Annotated in this window: 19 protein-coding genes; 13 read left to right on the top strand and 6 right to left on the bottom strand. The window is 63.2% G+C overall.

Annotated features, from left to right (window positions below):
- The first annotated feature begins 110 nt into the window (after positions 1-110).
- Positions 111-2,264, top strand: coding sequence for a S46 family peptidase (locus ISS97_RS21215; RefSeq protein ID WP_379984188.1), 2,154 nt, complete (start codon positions 111-113; stop codon positions 2,262-2,264).
- 179 nt (positions 2,265-2,443) lie between these two features.
- On the opposite strand, the gene ISS97_RS21210 is transcribed toward ISS97_RS21215, so the two are convergent.
- Positions 2,444-2,641: a hypothetical protein gene (locus tag ISS97_RS21210; protein ID WP_379984189.1), complete on the bottom strand. Its 198-nt coding sequence runs from the start codon at positions 2,639-2,641 to the stop codon at positions 2,444-2,446.
- Between the two features lie 200 nt (positions 2,642-2,841).
- On the opposite strand from ISS97_RS21210, the gene miaA reads away from it, so the two are divergent.
- The 9 genes from miaA to ISS97_RS21165 all read left to right on the top strand — a co-directional run bounded on the left by miaA (position 2,842) and on the right by ISS97_RS21165 (position 11,379).
- Positions 2,842-3,792: a tRNA (adenosine(37)-N6)-dimethylallyltransferase MiaA gene (gene miaA / locus ISS97_RS21205; RefSeq protein WP_379984190.1), complete on the top strand. Its 951-nt coding sequence runs from the start codon at positions 2,842-2,844 to the stop codon at positions 3,790-3,792.
- 265 nt (positions 3,793-4,057) lie between these two features.
- Positions 4,058-4,324 (top strand): RNA chaperone Hfq, encoded by a 267-nt coding sequence (gene hfq, locus ISS97_RS21200; RefSeq protein WP_379984191.1) that lies wholly within the window; start codon positions 4,058-4,060, stop codon positions 4,322-4,324.
- Between the two features lie 140 nt (positions 4,325-4,464).
- Positions 4,465-5,781 carry a ribosome rescue GTPase HflX gene (gene hflX / locus ISS97_RS21195; protein ID WP_379984192.1) on the top strand — a complete coding sequence of 439 codons (1,317 nt, stop codon included), beginning with the start codon at positions 4,465-4,467 and terminating at the stop codon, positions 5,779-5,781.
- Positions 5,782-6,057: 276 nt separating this feature from the next.
- Positions 6,058-7,224, top strand: coding sequence for an FtsH protease activity modulator HflK (hflK, locus tag ISS97_RS21190; protein WP_379984193.1), 1,167 nt, complete (start codon positions 6,058-6,060; stop codon positions 7,222-7,224).
- Positions 7,221-8,087: a protease modulator HflC gene (gene hflC, locus ISS97_RS21185; protein ID WP_379984194.1), complete on the top strand. Its 867-nt coding sequence runs from the start codon at positions 7,221-7,223 to the stop codon at positions 8,085-8,087. Before hflK ends, hflC begins: the two co-directional genes overlap by 4 nt.
- Before the next feature lie 13 nt (positions 8,088-8,100).
- Positions 8,101-8,286, top strand: coding sequence for a DUF2065 domain-containing protein (locus tag ISS97_RS21180; protein ID WP_379984195.1), 186 nt, complete (start codon positions 8,101-8,103; stop codon positions 8,284-8,286).
- Positions 8,287-8,361: 75 nt separating this feature from the next.
- A complete protein-coding gene (locus tag ISS97_RS21175) occupies positions 8,362-9,654 on the top strand; it encodes an adenylosuccinate synthase (RefSeq protein WP_379984667.1) in 1,293 nt (430 codons plus the stop codon).
- A gap of 202 nt (positions 9,655-9,856) precedes the next feature.
- Positions 9,857-10,108, top strand: coding sequence for a helix-turn-helix transcriptional regulator (locus ISS97_RS21170; RefSeq protein ID WP_379984196.1), 252 nt, complete (start codon positions 9,857-9,859; stop codon positions 10,106-10,108).
- Positions 10,105-11,379, top strand: coding sequence for a type II toxin-antitoxin system HipA family toxin (locus tag ISS97_RS21165; RefSeq protein WP_379984197.1), 1,275 nt, complete (start codon positions 10,105-10,107; stop codon positions 11,377-11,379). The genes ISS97_RS21170 and ISS97_RS21165 overlap by 4 nt, the downstream gene beginning before the upstream one ends.
- A gap of 755 nt (positions 11,380-12,134) precedes the next feature.
- On the opposite strand, the gene ISS97_RS21160 is transcribed toward ISS97_RS21165, so the two are convergent.
- Positions 12,135-12,494 carry a hypothetical protein gene (locus tag ISS97_RS21160; RefSeq protein WP_379984198.1) on the bottom strand — a complete coding sequence of 120 codons (360 nt, stop codon included), beginning with the start codon at positions 12,492-12,494 and terminating at the stop codon, positions 12,135-12,137.
- Positions 12,491-13,093 carry an NUDIX domain-containing protein gene (locus ISS97_RS21155; RefSeq protein WP_379984199.1) on the bottom strand — a complete coding sequence of 201 codons (603 nt, stop codon included), beginning with the start codon at positions 13,091-13,093 and terminating at the stop codon, positions 12,491-12,493. The genes ISS97_RS21160 and ISS97_RS21155 overlap by 4 nt, the downstream gene beginning before the upstream one ends.
- 307 nt (positions 13,094-13,400) lie before the next feature.
- On the opposite strand from ISS97_RS21155, the gene ISS97_RS21150 reads away from it, so the two are divergent.
- On the top strand, positions 13,401-14,156 hold the full coding sequence (locus tag ISS97_RS21150) for a DeoR/GlpR family DNA-binding transcription regulator (protein ID WP_379984200.1): 756 nt from the start codon (positions 13,401-13,403) through the stop codon (positions 14,154-14,156).
- Between the two features lie 42 nt (positions 14,157-14,198).
- On the opposite strand, the gene ISS97_RS21145 is transcribed toward ISS97_RS21150, so the two are convergent.
- Positions 14,199-14,666 carry a nuclear transport factor 2 family protein gene (locus tag ISS97_RS21145; RefSeq protein WP_379984201.1) on the bottom strand — a complete coding sequence of 156 codons (468 nt, stop codon included), beginning with the start codon at positions 14,664-14,666 and terminating at the stop codon, positions 14,199-14,201.
- Between the two features lie 25 nt (positions 14,667-14,691).
- Between ISS97_RS21145 and ISS97_RS21140 the strand changes: the two genes are divergently transcribed.
- A complete protein-coding gene (locus ISS97_RS21140; RefSeq protein WP_379984202.1) occupies positions 14,692-15,348 on the top strand; it encodes a TetR/AcrR family transcriptional regulator in 657 nt (218 codons plus the stop codon).
- A 66-nt stretch (positions 15,349-15,414) separates the two neighbouring features.
- On the opposite strand, the gene ISS97_RS21135 is transcribed toward ISS97_RS21140, so the two are convergent.
- A complete protein-coding gene (locus tag ISS97_RS21135) occupies positions 15,415-16,299 on the bottom strand; it encodes a LysR substrate-binding domain-containing protein (protein WP_379984203.1) in 885 nt (294 codons plus the stop codon).
- Positions 16,300-16,439: 140 nt separating this feature from the next.
- Here ISS97_RS21135 and ISS97_RS21130 point away from each other — a divergent pair, with 140 nt between their 5' ends.
- Positions 16,440-17,393, top strand: a complete 954-nt coding sequence (locus ISS97_RS21130; protein WP_379984204.1) for an alpha/beta fold hydrolase — start codon at positions 16,440-16,442, stop codon at positions 17,391-17,393.
- A 100-nt stretch (positions 17,394-17,493) separates the two neighbouring features.
- On the opposite strand, the gene ISS97_RS21125 is transcribed toward ISS97_RS21130, so the two are convergent.
- Positions 17,494-19,377, bottom strand: a complete 1,884-nt coding sequence (locus ISS97_RS21125; protein ID WP_379984205.1) for a PKD domain-containing protein — start codon at positions 19,375-19,377, stop codon at positions 17,494-17,496.
- Positions 19,378-19,740: the final 363 nt, after the last annotated feature.

Here is a 19,740-nt window from a genome sequence, read left to right as displayed (position 1 = left end):
CAATTATAGAGTGGGTGCCTAGCCCGCCGTCTTCGTGCGGTGCAGCGTTGCCGGCCCGGCGGCTTCGTTCTATGGTCGCAAGTTTCTGCGACGACCCACAGGGGAAACGAATGCGATTGAAGACAATGTGGATGGCTGTGGCGATGGCCATGGCGCCCACCGCCCAGGCTGACGAGGGTATGTGGATGCCGTCCCAGTTGCCGGATATTGCCAGGCAGCTGCGCGCCGCCGGCTTCCAGGGCAATCCGGCCGATCTGGCCGACCTGACCAAGCCGCCGCTCAGCGCGGTGGTCAAAGTGGGTGGCGCCACTGGCGCCTTTGTCAGCCGCGAAGGCCTCGTGCTTACCAACCACCACGTGGCCTTCGGCGTGATCCAGTACAACAGCAACCCGAAACGCGACCTGATCCAGAACGGCTATGTGGCCGCCGACCGCTCGCAGGAGCTGCCGGCCAATCCAGATTTCCGCCTGCGCGTCACCACCGGCTTCGACAAAGTCACCGACAAGGTGCTGGCCGAGGCCAAAGGCAAGACCGGGCGTGCCTATTACGACGCTGTCGACGCCGCCAGCAAATCGCTGGTCGCCGAGTGCGAGCGCGAGGCTGGGTATCGCTGCAGCGTGGTCAACATGTTCTACGGCCGCGACTTCTATCTGGTGAAGCAGTTGGAGCTGCGCGACGTGCGCCTGGTTTATGCGCCGCCGCGCGCCATCGGCAACTACGGCGACGAAGTGGACAACTTTGTGTGGCCGCGCCATAGCGGCGACTTCACCGTGCTGCGCGCCTACGTGGGCCCGGACGGTAAGCCGGCCGACTACTCTAAGGACAACAAGCCCTACACGCCGCCAGCGCATCTGCAGATCGCCAGCCAGGGCGTGAGCGAAGGCGACTTCGTCATGCTCGCCGGCTACCCCGGCATCACGTACCGCCACCGCACAGCGACGGAGTTCGCTGACCAGGTGCAGTGGCGCCTGCTCAAATCGGTGGAAGTGATGAAGCAACTGCAGGGCGTGATCGAAGAGGCCGGCAAGACCGACAAACAGGCCTCGATCCGCTACGCCTCGCAGCTGCAATCGCTGAAGAACGGCATCAAGCGCTTCAGCGGCGAACTGGATGGCCTCAAGCGCAGCGATGCGGTCAGCATCCGCCGTAAGGATGAAACCGCCATGCTTGCCTGGCTCGACAAGCAGCCCAGCGCGAAGACGTTGAACCCGGAGATCGCAGCCGCTGCAAAGGTGATCGCTGAAGGCAACGCGACGCGCGAGCGCGATCTGCTGTTCGCATTGATGCAATCGCAAACCCAGCTGATGCGCTCGGCCATCAGCCTGCAGCGCCTTGCCTACGAACGCGTCAAGCCCGATGCGCAGCGCGAAACGAGTTTTCAGCAGCGCGATGAAGACCTGATCGCCGGCATGCTGCGCCAAGTGCAGCGCCGCTACGATCCGACCGTGGAGAAGCGCCTGCTTACCGCGCTACTCGCGCGCTATCAGCAGTTGCCTGATGCGCAGCGACTACCCGAATTCGATGCCGCCTTCGGCCACACACCCGCGGAACTCGCCGCCGCGCTGGATCGCGTTTACGGTGCCACCAAGCTCGGTGACGAAGCACAACGCCTGTCCTGGCTGAAAGCCGCGCCCGCCGACGTGACCAAGTCCGATGACGCGCTACTCAAACTCGCCGCACAGCTGCAACCCGCGCTGCTGCGCATCGACGAACAGCGCAAGTCGCGCGAAGGCGATCTGCTGCGTCTGCGCCCGGCTTATATGCAGGCGCTGATTGCCTATCGCGAACAGCAGGGCCGCGCGGTGTATCCGGACGCCAATTCCACCCTGCGCGTGAGCTATGGCAAGGTCACCCCGCTCAAGGCGCGTGATGCGGTGAACTACACCCCGCTGACCAGCACCGAAGGTATCGTCGAGAAGAACACCGGCGAAGAACCGTTCGATGCGCCCATGCCCTTGCTCGACGCCATCGCCAAGGGCGACTACAAGGGCTATCTGGATGCGAAGTCCGGCGTCATGCCGGTCAACTTCCTCAGCAATCTCGACACCACGGGCGGCAACTCCGGTTCACCGGTGCTCAATGCCAAGGGCGAGCTGGTCGGTCTCAACTTCGACAGCAACTGGGAGGCGGTGAGCGCCAGTTGGATGTTCGACCCGCGCTATAAGCGCGCCATCCACGTCGACATGCGCTACATGCGATGGCTGATGGATAAGGTCTATCCGGCGCCGCACTTGCTAAAGGAACTGGGCGTGCCGGCGAAGTAAGTCGCTGCTGATTCGCTTCTGCATGGCGGGTTCTTTCGAGAGCCCGCCTTTTGTTCTTGCATCCATAGGCCTCGCGCAAAAAGGGAGGCCAGTCGTATGCGGGCTGTTTCAGCGAAGCGGCAGGAGATTCGGCTATGTCACACCCGGCAGTCGCCGGGTGGCGGCGAAACGGGGCGTGGTCAGCGCAGTGCGGTATAGACGAGCGCGAACACCGCGCTCAGGGCGACACACACGGCCAACCAGAACCCCGGGTTGTCCTTGTGCCACAGTGGCGGCTTGGTCGCGTCGTGGTCTTTGGCGTGCTCTGCCACCGCCCCGGATGACGGAGCGCCGGTGCGCTCGCCAGGGTCAGCCGCCATGTACTTGCGTGTGCTCACTTCATTCCCCCCAACCTCAATCAGCTTCGTCGGATAACCAAATCACGGGGTCATCGTGGAAGACCTCTGGATTCTCGTCCAAAATACGAAGCAAGGCACGTGCCCATTCCGCCTATGCGGCATGGTTGAGCCAATTCTAGATTTTGTTCCTTATGACAGCCTGACACCCGGCGTCACCTTGAGCCCCTCCGAGAGCCCCGATGTCTGCCGACTCGCGTCACCCCGCCATTTTCCTGATGGGACCGACAGCCTCGGGCAAGACGGCATTGGCCTGCGCGCTGAGCGAGCGCTTTCCGGTGGAGCTGGTGAGTGTGGATTCCGCGCTGGTGTATCGCGGCATGGATATCGGCACGGCCAAGCCGGATGCCGCCACGCTGGTGCGCTATCCCCACGCCCTGATCGATATCCGCGATCCGGCGGAGCCGTACTCGGCGGCGGATTTCCGCGCCGATGCGCTGGCGGCGATGCAGGCCATCACGGCCCGGGGCAGGGTGCCGTTGCTGGTAGGCGGCACGGGTTTGTACTTTCGCGCACTGCACAAGGGACTCTCCAGCCTGCCTGAGGCCGATGCCGCGATTCGCGAACGGCTGACGGAAGAGGCGGGCAGGCTCGGTTGGCCTGCTTTGCATGAGCGCTTGCGGCAGCTCGATCCCGCCGCCGCGGCGCGCATCGGTCCCAACGACGCCCAGCGCATCCAGCGCGCGCTCGAGGTGATCGAACTCACCGGCCGCCCGCTTTCCGAGCAGCAGCAAGGCGGCAACGGCGAGCGCTTTCCATGGCGAGTACTCAAGCTGGCGCTGTTGCCCGCCGATCGGGCGCCGCTGCACGCGCGCATCGCCGAACGCTTCGACGCCATGCTGGCACAGGGTTTTCTGGATGAAGTGCGCCGCCTGCGCGCGCGTGGCGATCTGCATGCCGACCTGCCGGCCATCCGCGCGGTGGGCTATCGCCAGGCCTGGGAACATCTGGATGGCCAGACCAGCGCCGCTGAATTCCGCGACCGCGGAGTGTTCGCCACCCGCCAGCTTGCCAAGCGCCAGATCACCTGGTTGCGCGGTGAGCTGGATGCGCGGACCTTCGACCCTGACTTGCCCGGCCTTGAAGCGCGCGCCATCGACGCGCTGAACCTATTCCTGGGAAACCCCCGGTAGGAGCCCACCCTGTGGGCGAAACGGCCCGAGAGGGCCGTGGTTTTCGCGGGCGCTTGAATGGGCTCTGCTTTGCAGGGCTTTCGCCCAAGGGTGGGCCCTTACCGGAAATCTTTGCATCGTCTTCACAAGTCCGTGCACAGCTGGCTTTTGACGCGCAAATGCCCTTTCATCAACGATTTAAAAGTGGTTAATATTCCTGCGCCTTGGGCCGGGACGCTGCGTGCGTCTTTTCTCCGGCCCGTCCGTTGCGAGGGGAGAACAACAAATGTCCAAAGGGCAGTCATTGCAAGATCCATTTCTGAACGCATTGCGCCGCGAGCGCGTCCCGGTCGCCATCTATCTGGTCAACGGCATCAAGCTGCAGGGGACGATCGAGTCCTTCGACCAGTTCGTGGTCCTGCTGCGCAACCAGGTCAGCCAGATGGTTTACAAACACGCCATTTCCACCGTGGTGCCGAGCCGCAACGTGCGGATGGGCAACGGCCACGACGGGCACGTCGATGCCCCGGTCACTTCCGATACGGAAGGTTGATTCAGGGCCAGGAATGACCATGTGGTAGAGGCCGCGGGGCGAAAGCCCTGCGGCTTGGCGTGTGCCACTACACTCTCAGCTCCGCCTTGGCCGCTTCGCGGTTCGATGCCGGGGCTCTTCGCATAGGTCATCCCAGCTCAGTGTTCGATAGACAAAAGAAAGGCGAGCGCGCCGTACTCGTGCTCCCGCATTCCCGTGGCGAAGGCGACACTGTGCGCCGTGCCGAAGAATTCGCTGAGCTGGTGAAATCCGCCGGCGCCGAGGTGCTGGGGAGCATCGCGGCTCGTGTGGAAGATCCCAACCCGCGCTATTACATCGGCACTGGTAAGGCAGACGAAGTGGCCGAGATGGCCCGCGCGTTAGAGGCCGACCTAGTGTTGGTCGACCACACGCTGTCGCCGGTGCAGGAGCGCAACCTCGAAAAACACCTCAAGGTCCGCGTGGTGGATCGCGCCGGCCTGATCCTGGACATCTTCGCCCAGCGCGCCCGCTCGCACGAAGGCAAGCTGGAAGTGGAGCTGGCCCAGCTCAAGCACATCGCCACCCGCCTGGTGCGCGGCTGGACCCACTTGGACGCCCAGCGCGGCGGCGCCATCGGCAACCGCGGCCCCGGCGAAACCCAGCTGGAAACCGACCGCCGCCTGCTCGCCGAGCGCGTGAAGATGCTCACCAAGCGCCTGGAAAAAGTGCAGGTGCAGCGCGGTCAGCAGCGTCGCGCGCGCCTGCGCAACACGGTGCCGCGCGTGGCCCTGGTGGGCTACACCAATGCAGGCAAGTCCACGCTATTCAATGCGCTAACTTCCGGTGAGGTATTCGCCGCGAACCTGCTGTTCGCCACACTCGATCCCACCGTACGCAAGCTGGACGACCTCAGCTGCGGCCCGACCGTGCTGGCGGACACTGTGGGCTTTATCCGCGAGTTGCCGCATGACCTCGTCGCCGCGTTCCGCGCCACCCTCGCCGAAGCGCGCGACGCCGACCTGCTGCTGCACGTCAGCGACGCCGCCGACGATGAGCGCGAATACCTCCATCGCGTGGTTGACCGCGTGCTGGAGGAAATCGACGCCGGCGACGTGCCGCAGTTGCGCGTAATGAACAAGATCGACCTCGCTGGCACCGAGCCGCGCATCGATCGCGATGCCGAAGGCCGTCCGGTCACCGTATGGCTCTCCGCGGCCACCGGCGTTGGCCTCGATCTGCTGCGCCAGGCGCTGGGCGAATTGCTCGGCGGCGTGCGCGTGCAGTCCGAACTGCGCCTGCCCCTTACGGCCGGCCGTTTGCATGCCCGTCTCAAGGCCGCCGGCGCCATCGCCAGCGAAGACGTGGACGAAGAGGGCTGGCGTTTGCGCATCGACGCGCCGCGCAGCGTCATCGCGCCACTCAGTGGCGGCAGCCCGGCCGAGGCAGCATTGCTGCGTGACCTCCTCGGCCCCCTCGAACAAGACGCCACCCTGTAGGAGCGCACCCTGTGCGCGATGCGGACCGTAAGGGGCGCTTTTTTTGAGTATGCCCCGGCCCTCTATCGCGGGCTATCGCCCACAGGGTGGGCTCCTACAAGAGGCGCTCCGCGGCACGACTCCCCGGGCATGGTCTGATAGAATGCCCGCTGTTTGTGCCGCTTCCGTGCCGGGCGACACCCTTGCCACGACACGACTCGCCACCATGTTCTATTCCGACCAAGGTGTTTTCCGGCCGATGTTGCCGGCCTCCCAGCGGCCTCAAGGAGACTGACAATGGCCTGGAACGAACCCGGTAATAACGGGCAGCGCGACCCCTGGGGCAAAAATCGCCCGACCGGCGGTAAATCGGGTCTGGACGACCTGCTCAAGCAACTCAAAGCCCGCCTGTCCAGGCTGGGTGGCGGCCCCGGTGGTGTACTCACCATTGTTGTCGCACTGCTGTTGGCCTCGCTGCTGCTCAGCAGCTACACCATCGTCGACGCCCGCCAGGCTGCGGTGGTACTGCGCTTCGGCCAGTACTCGCGCACGCTGGGCCCGGGCTTCCACTTCAAGCTCCCGCGTCCGATCGAGACCGTCTCCAAGGTCAGCACGACCGAGGTCCGCTCGGTTTCCGACAAGGTGCGCATGCTGACCAGCGACGAGAACATCATCTCGGTCGACTTCAACGTGCAGTACCAGGTCTCCGACGCCCGTAAATATCTGTTCTCCGTCAGCGGTGCGCCGGAAGACACCCTGCGCCAGGCCGCCGAGGCCGCCGTGCGTTCGGTGGTGGGCGCCAACGTGATGGACAACATCCTCACCAGCCCGGGCGCGGAAGCAGTGACCGCAACGCCGGCCGTTGCCTCGACCGCTGCCACACCGGTCGTCGCCGCCCAGGCCGCCGTGACGCAGACCGCCGCCGCCGCGCAGACCCGCGACACCCTGCAACAGCAGACGCGCGAAATCCTGCAAGCCACGTTGAACAGCTACGACTCCGGTCTCGCCGTTACCGACGTGAGCTTCCAGAACGTCTCGCCACCGCAGGAAGTGAAGGACGCTTTCGACGACGTCAACGCTGCGCGCGAAGACAAGCAGGGCACCGAGAACAAGGCCCGTGCCTACGCCAGCCAGGTTGTGCCGGTCGCTCGCGGTGAAGCCGCGCGCATCGCCGCGCAGGCCCAGGGTTACGGCGCCGAGCGCGTCGCTCGCGCCACCGGTGATGCCAGCCGTTTCAATCTGATTCTCAAGGAGTACCACGCCGCGCCGGAGGTCACCCGCCGCCGCCTGTGGCTGGAAACCGTTGAGGACGTGATGTCCAACAATCCCAAGGTGCTGGACGGCACCGGCGGCCGCAACATGATCTACCTGCCGCTCGACCGCGCCGCCGCCAAAGATCTGCCGGCGGTGATGCAGTCCTCCGGCAATGTGGATAGCACCACCGGCAAGGAGAAGCAGCCATGAAATTCTTTGCAGGCATTCTCGTCGTGCTGGCCGTGCTGCTTGGCTACAACAGCATGTTCGTAGTGCATGAAGGGCAGAGCGCCCTCGTGCTGCAGTTCGGCCGCATCGTGCGCACCGGCGACACCCCCGGTTTGCACTTCAAGGTGCCGCTGATCCAGCAGGCGCTGCTGTTCGACAACCGCATCCTCACCCTGGAAGCGCAGCCCGAGCGCTACTTCACCTCCGAGAAGAAGAGCGTCAACGTCGACTTCTACGTGAAGTGGCGCATCGCCGACAACGCGGAGTACTACCGCGCCACCGCCGGCTCCGAGCTGCAAGCCGCCAACCGCCTCACGCCGATCGTGAAGGATGCGCTGCGCTTCGAGTTCAACGCCCGCACCCTGCAAGAGCTGATCTCCGGCGGACGCAAGGACATCACCGAGCGCGTGCGCAAGCAGACCGACAGCACCGCGCGCAAGAGTCTCGGTATTGCCGTGGTCGACGTGCGCATCAAGCGTATCGACTTGCCGGACGAAGTGAGCGAGTCCGTCTATAAGCGCATGCGCGCCGAGCGCCTGCAGCTGGCCAACGAACTGCGCTCCACCGGCCAGCAGGCCGCCGAAACCATCCAGGCCGACGCCGATCGCCAGCGCCAGGTGCTGATCGCCGACGCCGAGCGTGACGCCGCCAAGGTGCGCGGTGAGGGCGACGCCCAGGCCGCGGCGATCTACGCCCAGGCCTACGGCCAGGATCCGGAGTTCTTCGCGTTTTATCGAAGCCTCGGCGCGTACCGTAAGTCGTTCGAAGACGGCAAGGGCGTGCTCGTGCTCAAGCCGGATTCCGAGTTCCTGCGTTACTTCAACGACGGCAACAGCAAGCGCTAAACGGTCACTATCGATGTCGCATGATTTGGCCGCTGCCTTGTGTCTGGTGCTGGTGATCGAAGGCCTGGTGCTCTTCGCCGCGCCGCGCAGTTGGCAAACCATGGTGCGCGAGGCGCTGAAGATGGAGCCGAACCGCCTGCGGATTTTCGGCGCGGTGGCCATGGTGGCCGGGTTGCTGTTTTTGCAGCTGGTGCATTGACGCCGCTGCCACGGATTTTTGTTTTCACATCACTCCGGCCTCCCGATGGGGCCTAGTCAAATGAGCGAGAAGATCATGGGCAAGTCAGTCGTAATACTTGGCGCGCAATGGGGCGACGAAGGCAAAGGCAAAATCGTCGATCTGCTGACCGAACGCGTGGGCGCCGTGGCGCGCTTCCAGGGCGGCCACAACGCCGGCCACACGCTGGTCATCAAGGGCAAAAAGACCGTGTTGCACCTGATCCCCTCGGGCATCCTGCGCGACGACGCGCTGTGTCTGATCGGCAACGGCGTGGTGCTGTCGCCGGCCGCGCTCAAGCAGGAGATCGAAGAGCTGGAAGCGCAGGGCGTCAACGTGCGTCCGCGCCTCAAGATCAGCCCGGCCACCCCGCTGATCATGCCGTACCACATCGCCGTGGATAAGGCGCGCGAAATCGCCGCCGGCAAGTCGGCCATCGGCACCACCGGCCGCGGCATCGGCCCGGCCTACGAAGACAAGGTCGCCCGCCGCTCCATCCGCGTCGCCGACCTCATGTACCCGCATGAGCTGCCCGAGAAGATCAAGGCCGCCGTCGAGTACCACAACTTCATCCTCACCCAGTGGCTGAAGGCCGAGCCGGTCGAATACCAGCAGGTGCTGGACGACGCGCTCGCCTACGGCGACTTCATCCGCCCGATGGTCGACGACGTCGCCACCATCCTGCACGACGTGCGCCGCGACGGCGGCAACATCCTGTTTGAAGGCGCGCAGGGCGCATTGCTCGACATCGACCACGGCACCTACCCGTACGTCACCTCGTCCAACACCACCGTCGGCGGCGCGCTCGCCGGTACCGGCGTGGGCGCCAACGACATCGACTACGTGCTCGGCATCTGCAAGGCCTACGCCACCCGCGTCGGCAGCGGCCCGTTCCCCACCGAATTGAACGACGAGATGGGCGAGCGCCTGCGCAAGGTCGGCAATGAATTCGGCGCCAGCACCGGCCGCCCGCGCCGCTGCGGCTGGATTGACCTCGTCGCGCTGAAGCGCGCCGTGCAGATCAACGGCATCAACGGCCTCGCCATCACCAAGCTCGACGTCCTCGACGGCCTGCAAACCATCAAGGTCTGCATCGCCTACGAATACCGCGGCAAGCGCCGCGAACTGGCCCCGCTCGACGCGGACGGCTGGGAAGAGTGCAAGCCCGTCTACCTCGAATTCCCGGGTTGGGAAGAATCCACCGCCGGCATCCGCGACTGGAACAAGCTGCCCGCCGCGGCGCGCGCATACCTGCGCGCGGTGGAAGAGTTGTCGGGTTGCCGTTTGGCGCTGGTCGCTACCGGCGCGGATCGTGATGACACGATTGTGTTGGATGATCCGTTTGCCTGATCTTCTTTGTCTGGCAGCAATCAACGCCCCGCATCGCGGGGCGTTTTTGTTTTGGTCATCAGGCGCACCTCCTCCTGGTTCCAGATAGGTAGCCCTACCGCCGTGCTGAAGCTCAAATTTCCCGATCGGGAAAAAACTGCTTGACTTAGGCCGGAAATGAGGAAATTATCCCGATCGGGATAAATTTCCTCCGTGCGCCTCTATGAATACCCAATTTTCCCGATCGGGAAAAAATATCGATACGCCGTCCGATATTGAGGTCATCGCACACGCTGTGCGAGAGGCACGGCTTCGCCATGGGTTGACCCAGACACAACTGGCCGGTTTGTCAGGGACAGGGCTGCGCTTTATCAGCGAATTGGAGCGAGGTAAGCCAAGCGTGGCTATGAACAAGGTGGTTGCCGTGCTGGCGGTGCTTGGTTTGCGCTTGAGCGTGAACGGCGATCCGTCATGACCGACACACTCCACGTCCGGCTATTTGATCGCCACGTCGGCACGTTGACCATGACGGGGGAAGTTCGCGCGCCCGAGGATTGGCTCTTTACGTATGACGCCGACTACCTCCATTCCCTGCAGCCAGTCGCGTTATCGGTGAGCTTGCCGCTGCGGACCGAACCGTTTGCCGGTGCAACGGCTCGCAATTGGTTTGGCAATCTCTTGCCCGAAGGCCCCGTGCGCGAAGCCATCGCATCGCGCTTACGCATTCCTGTGTGGGACGATTTTGCCCTGTTAGCGGCTATAGGTGGCGAGTGCGCGGGCGCCGTCAGCATTGTGCCGCCCCGTGTCGAGACAACGCCGCATGATGACTCGGTGTTGGATCTCGAAGCTCTGCTCGCGGCACAAGGCGATGACACCGGCGAAGCATCGCTGGCGCTTATCGGTACGCCGCGCAGGTTGTCGCTCGCTGGTGCGCAGGACAAGATCGCTGTAGTGCTTGGCGCAGATGGAGCCATTCGACTCCCTGGCATAGGTGAAATCACCACGCACATCCTCAAGCCCGATAGTTTGCGCATTCGTGGTTTGCGTGATTTCGAAGCCTTTGGCCTCGCACTGGCGCGATCGGTAGGTTTGGTGGTTGCCTCCTCATCCATCGTGACGGTGGCGGGGCACAAGGCACTGCTGATCGAGCGCTACGATCGTCACGTCGACGAGCATGGCCAACGCATGCGCCTGCACCAGGAAGACTTTTGCCAGGCGCTGGGTTATCCCGGTGAGCACAAGTACGAAGCAAACGGTGGCCCGACACTGACCATGTGCGCACAACTGCTTCGCCAACAACTGCGATTAGGCCCTGCGGCTCTGCAAACCTTTCTTGATTGGGTCACCTTCAACGCCGTCATCGGCAATGCCGATGCGCACGCCAAGAATCTGGCACTGCTATGCGCTCCGAACGGCACACGCCGCCTCGCGCCGTTCTACGATCTGGTACCCACCATCGCGATTTCCGAACGCATGGTCGATCGCAAGCCAGCCCTCAGCATCGGTCACGCGGCGCGCATCGACGAAATCAGCGTCGATGACTGGCAGCAATTCGCCGAGGCGACGGGTTACGCGTCGCGCTTTGTGAAACATCGTGTCATTGAACTTGCCGCAGGGGTGGGGCGCTCACTCATTGATGTAGGGCACGCGCTGGTCAAGCAGGGCGCCGAGCCGGCACGTATAGAAAAAGCCCAGGCAGCGGTTGCCAGGAACACACATCACTTGCTGACTTTATTCGGGGCGTGATCAGCCCTGCAGTGGCAACAGTTAGGCGACGCGAGACACCCCTGCGTTTGCCGCCGCAAAGCTGCCCCGCGCCGTTTTCAACGCACGACGAAACCACGCCCTCTCAGGCTTTAGTCAATGAGCGGCCCACGCAGCGCGCTGGCTGCGTTCAATCTGCCGGTGGGTTTCGTGTGTCGTGGTGCGGCAGAATTTTCCACTCGCTTTGTCATCCATTGCGGACGGTGCGGTGGGGTGGCAGAGGGGAGATACGTGCGTGCGGGTGCCGTATCATCGCTGTTAGCCATGACAACTCTCCGTTAGTTGGTTGTGGTTAGCGGGTCAGGGGTGTTGCTGCACCCTTGGCTCGCGTCTCTACTGCTTCGTCGCGGTCGTTACCTGTTCGGGGAACATGGGTGAAACAGGTAACGACAGGCCGGAGTCTCGCATTCGCGAAGCGATAGCGCAGGTGGGTTTGATGATCTGCGCGTGAGCTGTCGCTGTTATGCATGTGAGCTACGTCACTTTGTGATGTGGCGCTATTCCGACATCTGCGCGCCGATGCGCGAAGCGATGCCCTAACTGTGAGATGCGTAAAAGATAAGGGGCGCACTCTCCCGTATCTTCGCGCGCAGCCATGGCGGGCTCTAGGCGCTTGTCATGGTCAGCGGGTCGGGGGCGTTTGCCCCTTGGCTCGCGACTCATCTTTCAGCGTGTGATGTGCCGATAGCGTTTCGTTGCAACGGCATGCATGCAACGTAAACGCAGCGCCATCGGCGTTACGCCGGCAACTCTTCCAGCGCTCGATACACCGGCAAGCCCAACTCCGTCGCCACGCGCACATCCTCGTCCGCGCCTTTGGATGCGCCTGCAATGCGCCACACAGCATCGCAACAACGTAGCAGGCGATGCGCGACTGGGTAGAGAAACGCTTCGCTGATGGCGTCGCCGGGTGTGGTGGAGCCGGCTTCGCGTGCGAGCGGCAGGGCCAGCCATTCGCCGATCACGGGCACGTGGCCGCGTTGGTAGACGGAGAGTGCGGCGCGCTCCAGTGCTTGCAGGTTGCGGGCGATTTTGTCGGGATCGCCATCGGTGCCGCTGCGGTAGGGGCCGGCGATAAGGATGAGTTGCGGCGTCATGGCGCGTGCTCGCGCGTAGGGAAGATGTGTATGGCGGCGTACTGCAGCAGCATGATGGTTTTGCCGTCGACGATTTCGCCGCGGCGGACCATGGCCAGTGCGTCGTCGAAGGGCAGCTCCAGCACTTCGATGTCTTCGCCTTCTGCTTCGAGGCCGCCACCGTCGCTGACTTTGGCTGTGGCGTCGTATTCGGCGACGAAGAAGTGCAGTTTCTCGGTGACGGAGCCGGGGCTCATAAAGGCTTCGAACACTTTGCGCACGTCGCCCACGCGGTAGCCGGTTTCTTCTTCCACCTCGGCGCGGATGCGTTGCTCGGGTGTGGCGTGGTCGAGCAGGCCGGCGGGGGCTTCCACCAACATGCCGTCGTGGCCGTTGACGAAGGCGGGGAAGCGGAACTGGCGGGTGAGTACCACGCGCCGTTGCGCAGGTTGGTACAGCAGCAGGGTGGCGCCGTTGCCGCGGTCGTAGGTTTCGCGCTGCTGGCGCTGCCAGGTACCGTCGGCGCGGCGGTAGTCGAAGATGGTTTTCTTCAGCAGGTACCAGTCGTTGGATAGCACCTGGCTTTCGATGACGCGGATGCGTTCGGCGGTTTGGGTCATGGTGGTGGCTCTTGTGGAAGGCGTGAGTCGCGCGGGAGTCACGGCTTTGGGCTTTTGGCTCCTCCCCCTGCTTGCAGGGGGAGGTTGGGAGGGGGTGAACTCTTGAGACAAGCTCGCCCGAGGCGCTTTCTCAAGGGCTTACCCCTCCCCAGCCCTCCCCTGTCCCACGGGACTAGCTTCGCGTCGCGAGCAGGGGAGGGAGCAGAAGCTTCGTCGCGAGGATCTGGCGCGAATCAGCGTTGTCAGGGAGTGCCAAATACCGTATCGTGCAGTTTCGTGCAATGTCAATGAATTTCGTGCAAATGCCATGCTGACCAGCCATCGCAAGCAAGCCATCCTCACCGCCCTCAAGCGGGACGGACAGGTGATCGCCAAGTCCCTGAGCGAGGAGTACGGGGTTTCCGAGGACACCATCCGCCGTGACCTGCGCGAGCTGGCGGCGGAAGGATTGTTGCAGCGGGTGCATGGCGGTGCTTTGCCGTCGTCGCCGGCTGCCGCGGATTTCGCGCATCGGGAGCAGATCAGCACGGAGTCGAAATCCGCCATCGCGCGCAAGGCGGCGGAGATGATCCTGCCGGGGCAGGTGGTGATCATCGATGGCGGCACAACGTGCGTGCAGTTGGCGCGGCATCTGCCGGCGACGCTGCAGGCCACGGTGGTCACGCACAGTCCGAGCATCGCGGTGGAGTTGGTGGATCACCCCGGCATCGAGGTGGTGATGATCGGCGGGCGCCTGTTCAAGCATTCCGTGGTGGCTGTGGGCGCCGCAGCCATCGAAGCCATCAACCATATTCGCGCCGATGTGTACTTCATGGGCGTCACCGGTGTGCATCCCACTGCCGGTTTGAGCACGGGCGATCTGGAAGAGGCTTACGTCAAGCGCGCGCTCGTCGAACGCGCGGCGGAAGTGGTGGTGTTGGCCTCGGCGGAGAAGATCAACGCCGCGTCGCCGTATGTGATTGCGCAGGCGACGGCGGCCAACACCCTCGTGGTGGAGCGGGATACGCCTGAGGAGGCGACTGCACCGTTTGCCGCGCTTGGCATCGCGGTATTGCGCGCCTAGTAGCGGCTGGTGCGCATACGCCTCTACGGCATGGCGTGCCTCTCAGAACCCGAATGCGCTCAGTCCCGGATGGTCGTCGGGTCGGCGCCCGTGAGGCCAGTGAAACTTGCGCTCCGATGCGGCGATGGGGCGGTCGTTGATGGACGCGTGGCGATGGGTCATCAGCCCCGCATCGTTGAACTCCCAGTTCTCGTTGCCATAGCTGCGATACCACTGCCCGGCATCGTCGTGCCATTCGTACGCAAACCGCACCGCAATGCGACGGCCTTCATGCGTCCATAGTTCTTTGATCAGCCGATAGTCCAGCTCGCGATTCCACTTGCGTTCGAGAAAGGCTTTGGCGGCTTCGCGGCCGTCGATGAATTCGGCGCGGTTGCGCCAGTGCGTGTCGGGCGAATACGCCAGCGACACCCGCTCGGGGTCGCGGCTGTTCCAGGCGTCCTCGGCCAATCGCACTTTTTGCGCGGCGGTTTCGGCGGTAAAGGGTGGAACGGGCTGGCGAATTTCCATAAGGCACCTCGGCGGGGAGAGGGGAGTGAGCGTAGACAGGTTTGTCTACATCGAAAAACTAGCGCATGTAGACAGAGTTGTCTACCATGTCCGCATGCCTGCCAAATCCAAAGCCTCGCCCAAGCCAGCTCCTCTCCCAGCAAGGGACCGGATCCTGCAAACCGCTCACGACCTTTTCTATCAAGAGGGCATCCGTGCGACGGGTATTGATCGGGTCATTGCCGATGCCGGTGTGACCAAGGTGACTTTCTACCGCCACTTTCCAAGCAAGCATCAGCTAGTCCAGGCCGTGCTCGACGTTCGGCACGAACGCTGGATGGCGTGGTTTGTCGACGCCTTGCAGCGGCATGCGGCGAAGAAGGGCGCCGGCCTTCAAGCCATTGTGGCCACGCTTTCGGAGTGGTTCGCTCAGAGCGATTTCCGTGGCTGCGCGTTTATCAATACGGTGGTCGAACTGGGTGGGAGCGTACCGAGTTTTGTGTCGACATCGCGCGATCACAAACAAGCAATGACGAAGGCAATCATGGAGCTCATGCCACCGTCGGACGATCGCGAGTCGAACGCGGCAGCCGTGGCCATGGCCATCGATGGCGCCATAGTACGAGCGCAGTACGCGCAACGGCCCGAGGACGCACTGGCTCCATTGAGTCACCTTCTCCGCGCACTAGAGAAGTCGTCCTGATCGAGTTGGCTTCAACCAAGGCCGATGGTCAATGAAATCACTGGCGGTCTCTGCAGGCGGCGTCGCCTATGCCGGCGATAACCGGGCCTGTTCCGTCAGCCAGTTTCGAAACGCAGTCGCCGGAGCGGATTCGCTGCGGCGGGTGGGCGACACCAGGTAATACGCGCCCGGTGCGGTCATCGCTTGCTTGCCTATTCGCTTCAGGGTGCCGGCCGCGATGGCGTCGGCGATCAGCGCGCTCCGGCCCAACGCCACACCATGACCGGCTTCGGCGGCCTGAAGCAGTAAGGCGGAGTCGTTGAAGACAGAGCCCCATGTGGCCGCATCCAGGTTCTCGCCGGTCTGCTCGCTCCAGCGTTCCCAGGATTGAAAGTCGTCGCGCAGCAAGACGCAGGCTTTGAGCTTCGATGCTTTCTGCAGCTTTGCTCGCGTGATGTAGTGCGGCGAGGCGACGGGGAAGATCTGTTCGTCGAAAAGCTTCTGGCTGCGCAGCCCAGGCCAGTGGCCATCGCCGTAGCGGATGGCGAAGTCGGCCTGCTCGGCATCGAGATCGATCAGCGTGGTGGTGGCGTGGAGCTTGAAGTCGATCTCCGGATGCTCGCGGAGAAATTCGCCCAGCCGTGGCATCAGCCAGCGGCTCACCAACGAGGGTGGGGCGGTGACGGCAAGGCGGCGCGCATCCTGGCTGCGCAGGGATTCGCTGACCGACGACAGCTGCTGAAGAAATGCCTGGATCACTTCCAGCAGTTTTTCGCCCGCGGGCGTAAGCGACACATCGTGCCGGTTCCGCTGGAACAGTTTGCTGGCGTAGAACGATTCGATCGCCCGGATCTGATGGCTGACTGCGCTCGCGGTCAGGTGCAGTTCTTCCGCGGCACCGGCGAAGCTGTGCAACCGGCTGAGCGCCTCGAAGGTGCGCAGGGTGTGCATGGGCGGTAGTACGTAGCGCATCCGGTTATCCCGTGGATTGAGCGGCATTCATGCTGCCGTGAAAAATCATCACTTCACTGCGTTCGTGGGTCACCGAATACTCGCGGCCGGGCCGATCGCCGCGACGGCCATGCGAAGTCTGACATTTTGCCGGAGAGATCATGAAGCTGTTTGCGTTGCTCTTGTCTTTGCTCGCCTCATGCACCGCCGCAACCACGGCTCAGGCCGCCACGCTCCGCGAAGGCTGGCAGGAGGTGGACGGCTTGCATCTCTTCTACCGTGAAGCAGGCAACCCCGCCGATCCGACCGTGGTCTTTCTGCATGGCTATCCGCTGTCTTCCATCATGTACGCCAAGGTCATGGAGGACTTAGTGGCGCACCAGCGGGTGCATGTCATAGCGATGGACTATCCCTCCTTTGGCTACTCGGATGCGCCGAGTCACGACACTTACCGCTACACCTTCGATCATGTGGCGGAGACCGTGGCCGATTTCCTGAAGGCGCGCGGCATTTCCCGGTATGGCCTGTACATGCAGGACTACGGTGTGCCGGTGGGCTTTCGCCTGATCAGCGCGCACCCGGAGGCCATCACCGCCATCATCGTGCAGAACGGGGTGATTCACCTGGATGGTTTTCCCTCAGCGCAGGATCCGAACGGCGAGCTACGGCGTCACTGGGCGAATCGCAATCCAGCTGTCGACCAGCGGCGCACCAACTACAGTAAGTCGCTGACCTATCCGCGGGCGGAGGGTTGGGAAGACGAAGACCATGCCGGTCTGGACGCCTCGCTGCAGATGGTTGCGGCGGTACAACGTCCGGGTGTGATCGAGGCGCGTAATGATCTTTGGTTCGACTACGGAACGAATGTAAGCCGCTACCCCGTATGGCAGGCCACGCTGCGCAAGATGAAGGTGCCGGTGCTGGTGCTGTGGGGCCAGCGCGATCAGTTCTTCACGACGCCGGGGGCAAAGGCCTATCTGCGTGATGCGCCCCAGGCTGAGGTGCATATCCTCGACTCAACGCATTTCGCTACGCTCGATGCACCGGATGAGGTGGCCGAGTTTGTCGGAGGGTTCCTGGTTCGCCATCAGGTCGCGTTGCCTGCTGCGAAGTGAAACGACGCCGACGACGAAGGTAAAAGAGAAACGGGGCTGCTTTCGCAGCCCCGTTTCCGTTCTGGCCGGCAAGCTTGAAAGCCCACCGTGCCCCCACTTCTTACTGCACGTTCAAGTTGACGTCGTCCAGTACGAACGAGGTCTGCAATGAGCTGTCTTCGGTGCCCGTGAACTTGATGGTCACGGTCTGGCCGATATAGGCGCTCAGGTCGAAGCTGCGCTGGGTGTAACCCGTTCCCTTGTTGAGGTTGGAATAGGTCGCCAGCGTCTTCAGCACGGTGCCGCTGCTGTTGAGCACTTGCACGTTGAGCTTGTCGTAGGCGGTGGTGGTGGTCGTCTCCGCCGTGTCGATGTGCAGGTAGAAGGTCAGTGTGGCCGAGGTCTTGCCGCTCGGAATGGCAACCTGCTGCGAGACCGTGTCGGTATGGGCGCTGCCATAACCATCGAGCCATGCGAACCAGGTACCACCATGGGCGGTTTCACCGCTGCAGCCACTGTTGCTGCACAGCACGCCGGAGGTCATCGACCAGGGCGTGGCCGCGCCGGTTTCAAAGCCCGGGTTGACGATGAGCTGGCTGCCGCCACCGCCACTGCTCACGGTAACCGACGAGGTCTTGCTGCTGTTCTTGCCGCTGACGCCGTCAGTGACGGTTTCGGTCACGCTGTAGGTACCGCCGGCCGCATAGGTGTGGCTCGGGTTGGTCGCGGTGGAGGTGCCGCCGTCGCCGAAGGTCCAGGAGTGCGACGAAATGGTGCCGCCGCTATCGGTGGAGCTGTCGGTGAAGGTGGCCGTCAGACCGCTGGTGGTGAAGCTGAAGTTGGCTGTGGGCGTACCGCCGCCACCGCCGCCGCCGCTGACGATCGGATGCGAGATGTCGCACCGATTGGTGTCGTTGGACCAGGTGCTCTGCATCGCGTAAGTGCCATTGCCCATCACCACATTGGCGCTGGCGCCCTGGCCGCTGCTGAGCCACGCGCATTCGTCGGCGTTTTCCTGGCCGTTGTAGCTGGAGCCGGTATGGTTGGTCCAACCGCCGGCCGGGTTTTGGTCGGTGATGGTTTCGGCGTACTCGTGACCATTGACGATGGAGAAGCCATCGACATTACCGGCGGTGCCGCTGTTGACAAAGTTCTGTCCGCAGCTGGTGCCCATGTCGTACACGTAAGGCATGTTGGTGAAGGCGATATCGCCATACGGCGAACTCACACCCGCGTCGCCGTTGTAGTCATGCCATGCGCAGAACTGGCCGCTGGTGGTGTTGAAACCATCCGGATGCGTACCGGTCGGCGACAGGATCACGTACTGCACATAGCGGTTCGACGCGGCCGTGGTGTTGCCGAAATGTGCGGCGGCGTTGACGGCTTCCTGGGCCAGCTGAGCGGCGGTTGCGTTGGACGGCGAGGCGACGGAGTTGTCGTACCAGATGCCGGCGAACGGGCCACCGGTGGGGTAGCCGACCAACGGTGCACCCGCCGGACAGGAGGTGGCGCCGGAAGCGACACTCGGGCCATCGCAGTACTGCGTCATCACACCCGACCACAGTTCTCCACCGGTGCCCACACCCTTGAACATCTTTTCCAGGTAAGGGACGGCGCCGACGGTATCGCCGGTGAGGGTCATGTTGCCGTTGGCGTCGGTACCCGACGTACCCCACTGGCTGCCGTACACCACCAGGTACACCTTGGGTGTGCCGCTGGTGACGCCAATGCCATCGACACCGCCGCCATAGCTGAGCGTTTCGGTGCCGGTGGCCGCTGCGGTCGCGGTATGCAGTGCGGCGTACTGCTTCATCTTGAGTTGCGCCTCACGCGTTGGGACGGCGCCATGGCGATAGGCGTGTCCATAGTTCGGCGCGTAGGGATTGCCCGCCTGTTGCGAGGCGGTGCTGCTAGTGCTGTTGCTTTCACTGCCGGTAGCAATTGCGCTGCCGGCCAGCGTAAGCAGGGCCGTAACAGCTGCTACGGTGATCAAACGACCTTTCATGAGTAACTCCCCAGTTGAGTTAATTCAGGGACAAGCGCGCCCGATGCGGCCGCGTGGACCCCATGCACAAGAGACATGTCGGCACGATGTGCCGGTCGATGCTTTGTTGCTCCCCACGGACCCCGAACATCCATGGCGCCGCCCCCTGGGTCAGTCCTTGACTGCTTGGCGCGTGAATGACGATTGGCGACGTGTGCCCGCGTGGTATCGCCCTGGGATCATTCGTCAACCGCTCCCCCGGTCAACGAATTGACGACGATATAGAGAGGTTCGGGGAGCGGGTCAATTGGAAATTTAGAACTTCCAAACGCTGCGTTTGGGGCTAATTAAGGTGTTTGAACGAGCGCAGTTTCATGCGTCGCC

This window comes from Dyella koreensis (assembly GCF_044904565.1).
In the GTDB taxonomy this organism is placed as follows: Bacteria; Pseudomonadota; Gammaproteobacteria; order Xanthomonadales; family Rhodanobacteraceae; genus Dyella_D; species Dyella_D koreensis.
This window is presented reverse-complemented; position numbering and strand designations above follow the sequence as displayed.

What these genes read in the sequence shown, in the direction of transcription:
- ISS97_RS21215 (WP_379984188.1), top strand. Translation starts at nt 111, where the DNA reads ATGCGATTGAAGACAATGTGGATGGCTGTGGCGATGGCCATGGCGCCC.
- miaA (WP_379984190.1), top strand. Translation starts at nt 2,842, where the DNA reads ATGTCTGCCGACTCGCGTCACCCCGCCATTTTCCTGATGGGACCGACA.
- hfq (WP_379984191.1), top strand. Translation starts at nt 4,058, where the DNA reads ATGTCCAAAGGGCAGTCATTGCAAGATCCATTTCTGAACGCATTGCGC.
- hflK (WP_379984193.1), top strand. Translation starts at nt 6,058, where the DNA reads ATGGCCTGGAACGAACCCGGTAATAACGGGCAGCGCGACCCCTGGGGC.
- hflC (WP_379984194.1), top strand. Translation starts at nt 7,221, where the DNA reads ATGAAATTCTTTGCAGGCATTCTCGTCGTGCTGGCCGTGCTGCTTGGC.
- ISS97_RS21180 (WP_379984195.1), top strand. Translation starts at nt 8,101, where the DNA reads ATGTCGCATGATTTGGCCGCTGCCTTGTGTCTGGTGCTGGTGATCGAA.
- ISS97_RS21175 (WP_379984667.1), top strand. Translation starts at nt 8,362, where the DNA reads ATGGGCAAGTCAGTCGTAATACTTGGCGCGCAATGGGGCGACGAAGGC.
- ISS97_RS21170 (WP_379984196.1), top strand. Translation starts at nt 9,857, where the DNA reads ATGAATACCCAATTTTCCCGATCGGGAAAAAATATCGATACGCCGTCC.
- ISS97_RS21165 (WP_379984197.1), top strand. Translation starts at nt 10,105, where the DNA reads ATGACCGACACACTCCACGTCCGGCTATTTGATCGCCACGTCGGCACG.
- ISS97_RS21160 (WP_379984198.1), bottom strand. Translation starts at nt 12,494, where the DNA reads ATGACGCCGCAACTCATCCTTATCGCCGGCCCCTACCGCAGCGGCACC.
- ISS97_RS21155 (WP_379984199.1), bottom strand. Translation starts at nt 13,093, where the DNA reads ATGACCCAAACCGCCGAACGCATCCGCGTCATCGAAAGCCAGGTGCTA.
- ISS97_RS21150 (WP_379984200.1), top strand. Translation starts at nt 13,401, where the DNA reads ATGCTGACCAGCCATCGCAAGCAAGCCATCCTCACCGCCCTCAAGCGG.
- ISS97_RS21145 (WP_379984201.1), bottom strand. Translation starts at nt 14,666, where the DNA reads ATGGAAATTCGCCAGCCCGTTCCACCCTTTACCGCCGAAACCGCCGCG.
- ISS97_RS21135 (WP_379984203.1), bottom strand. Translation starts at nt 16,299, where the DNA reads ATGCGCTACGTACTACCGCCCATGCACACCCTGCGCACCTTCGAGGCG.
- ISS97_RS21130 (WP_379984204.1), top strand. Translation starts at nt 16,440, where the DNA reads ATGAAGCTGTTTGCGTTGCTCTTGTCTTTGCTCGCCTCATGCACCGCC.
- ISS97_RS21125 (WP_379984205.1), bottom strand. Translation starts at nt 19,377, where the DNA reads ATGAAAGGTCGTTTGATCACCGTAGCAGCTGTTACGGCCCTGCTTACG.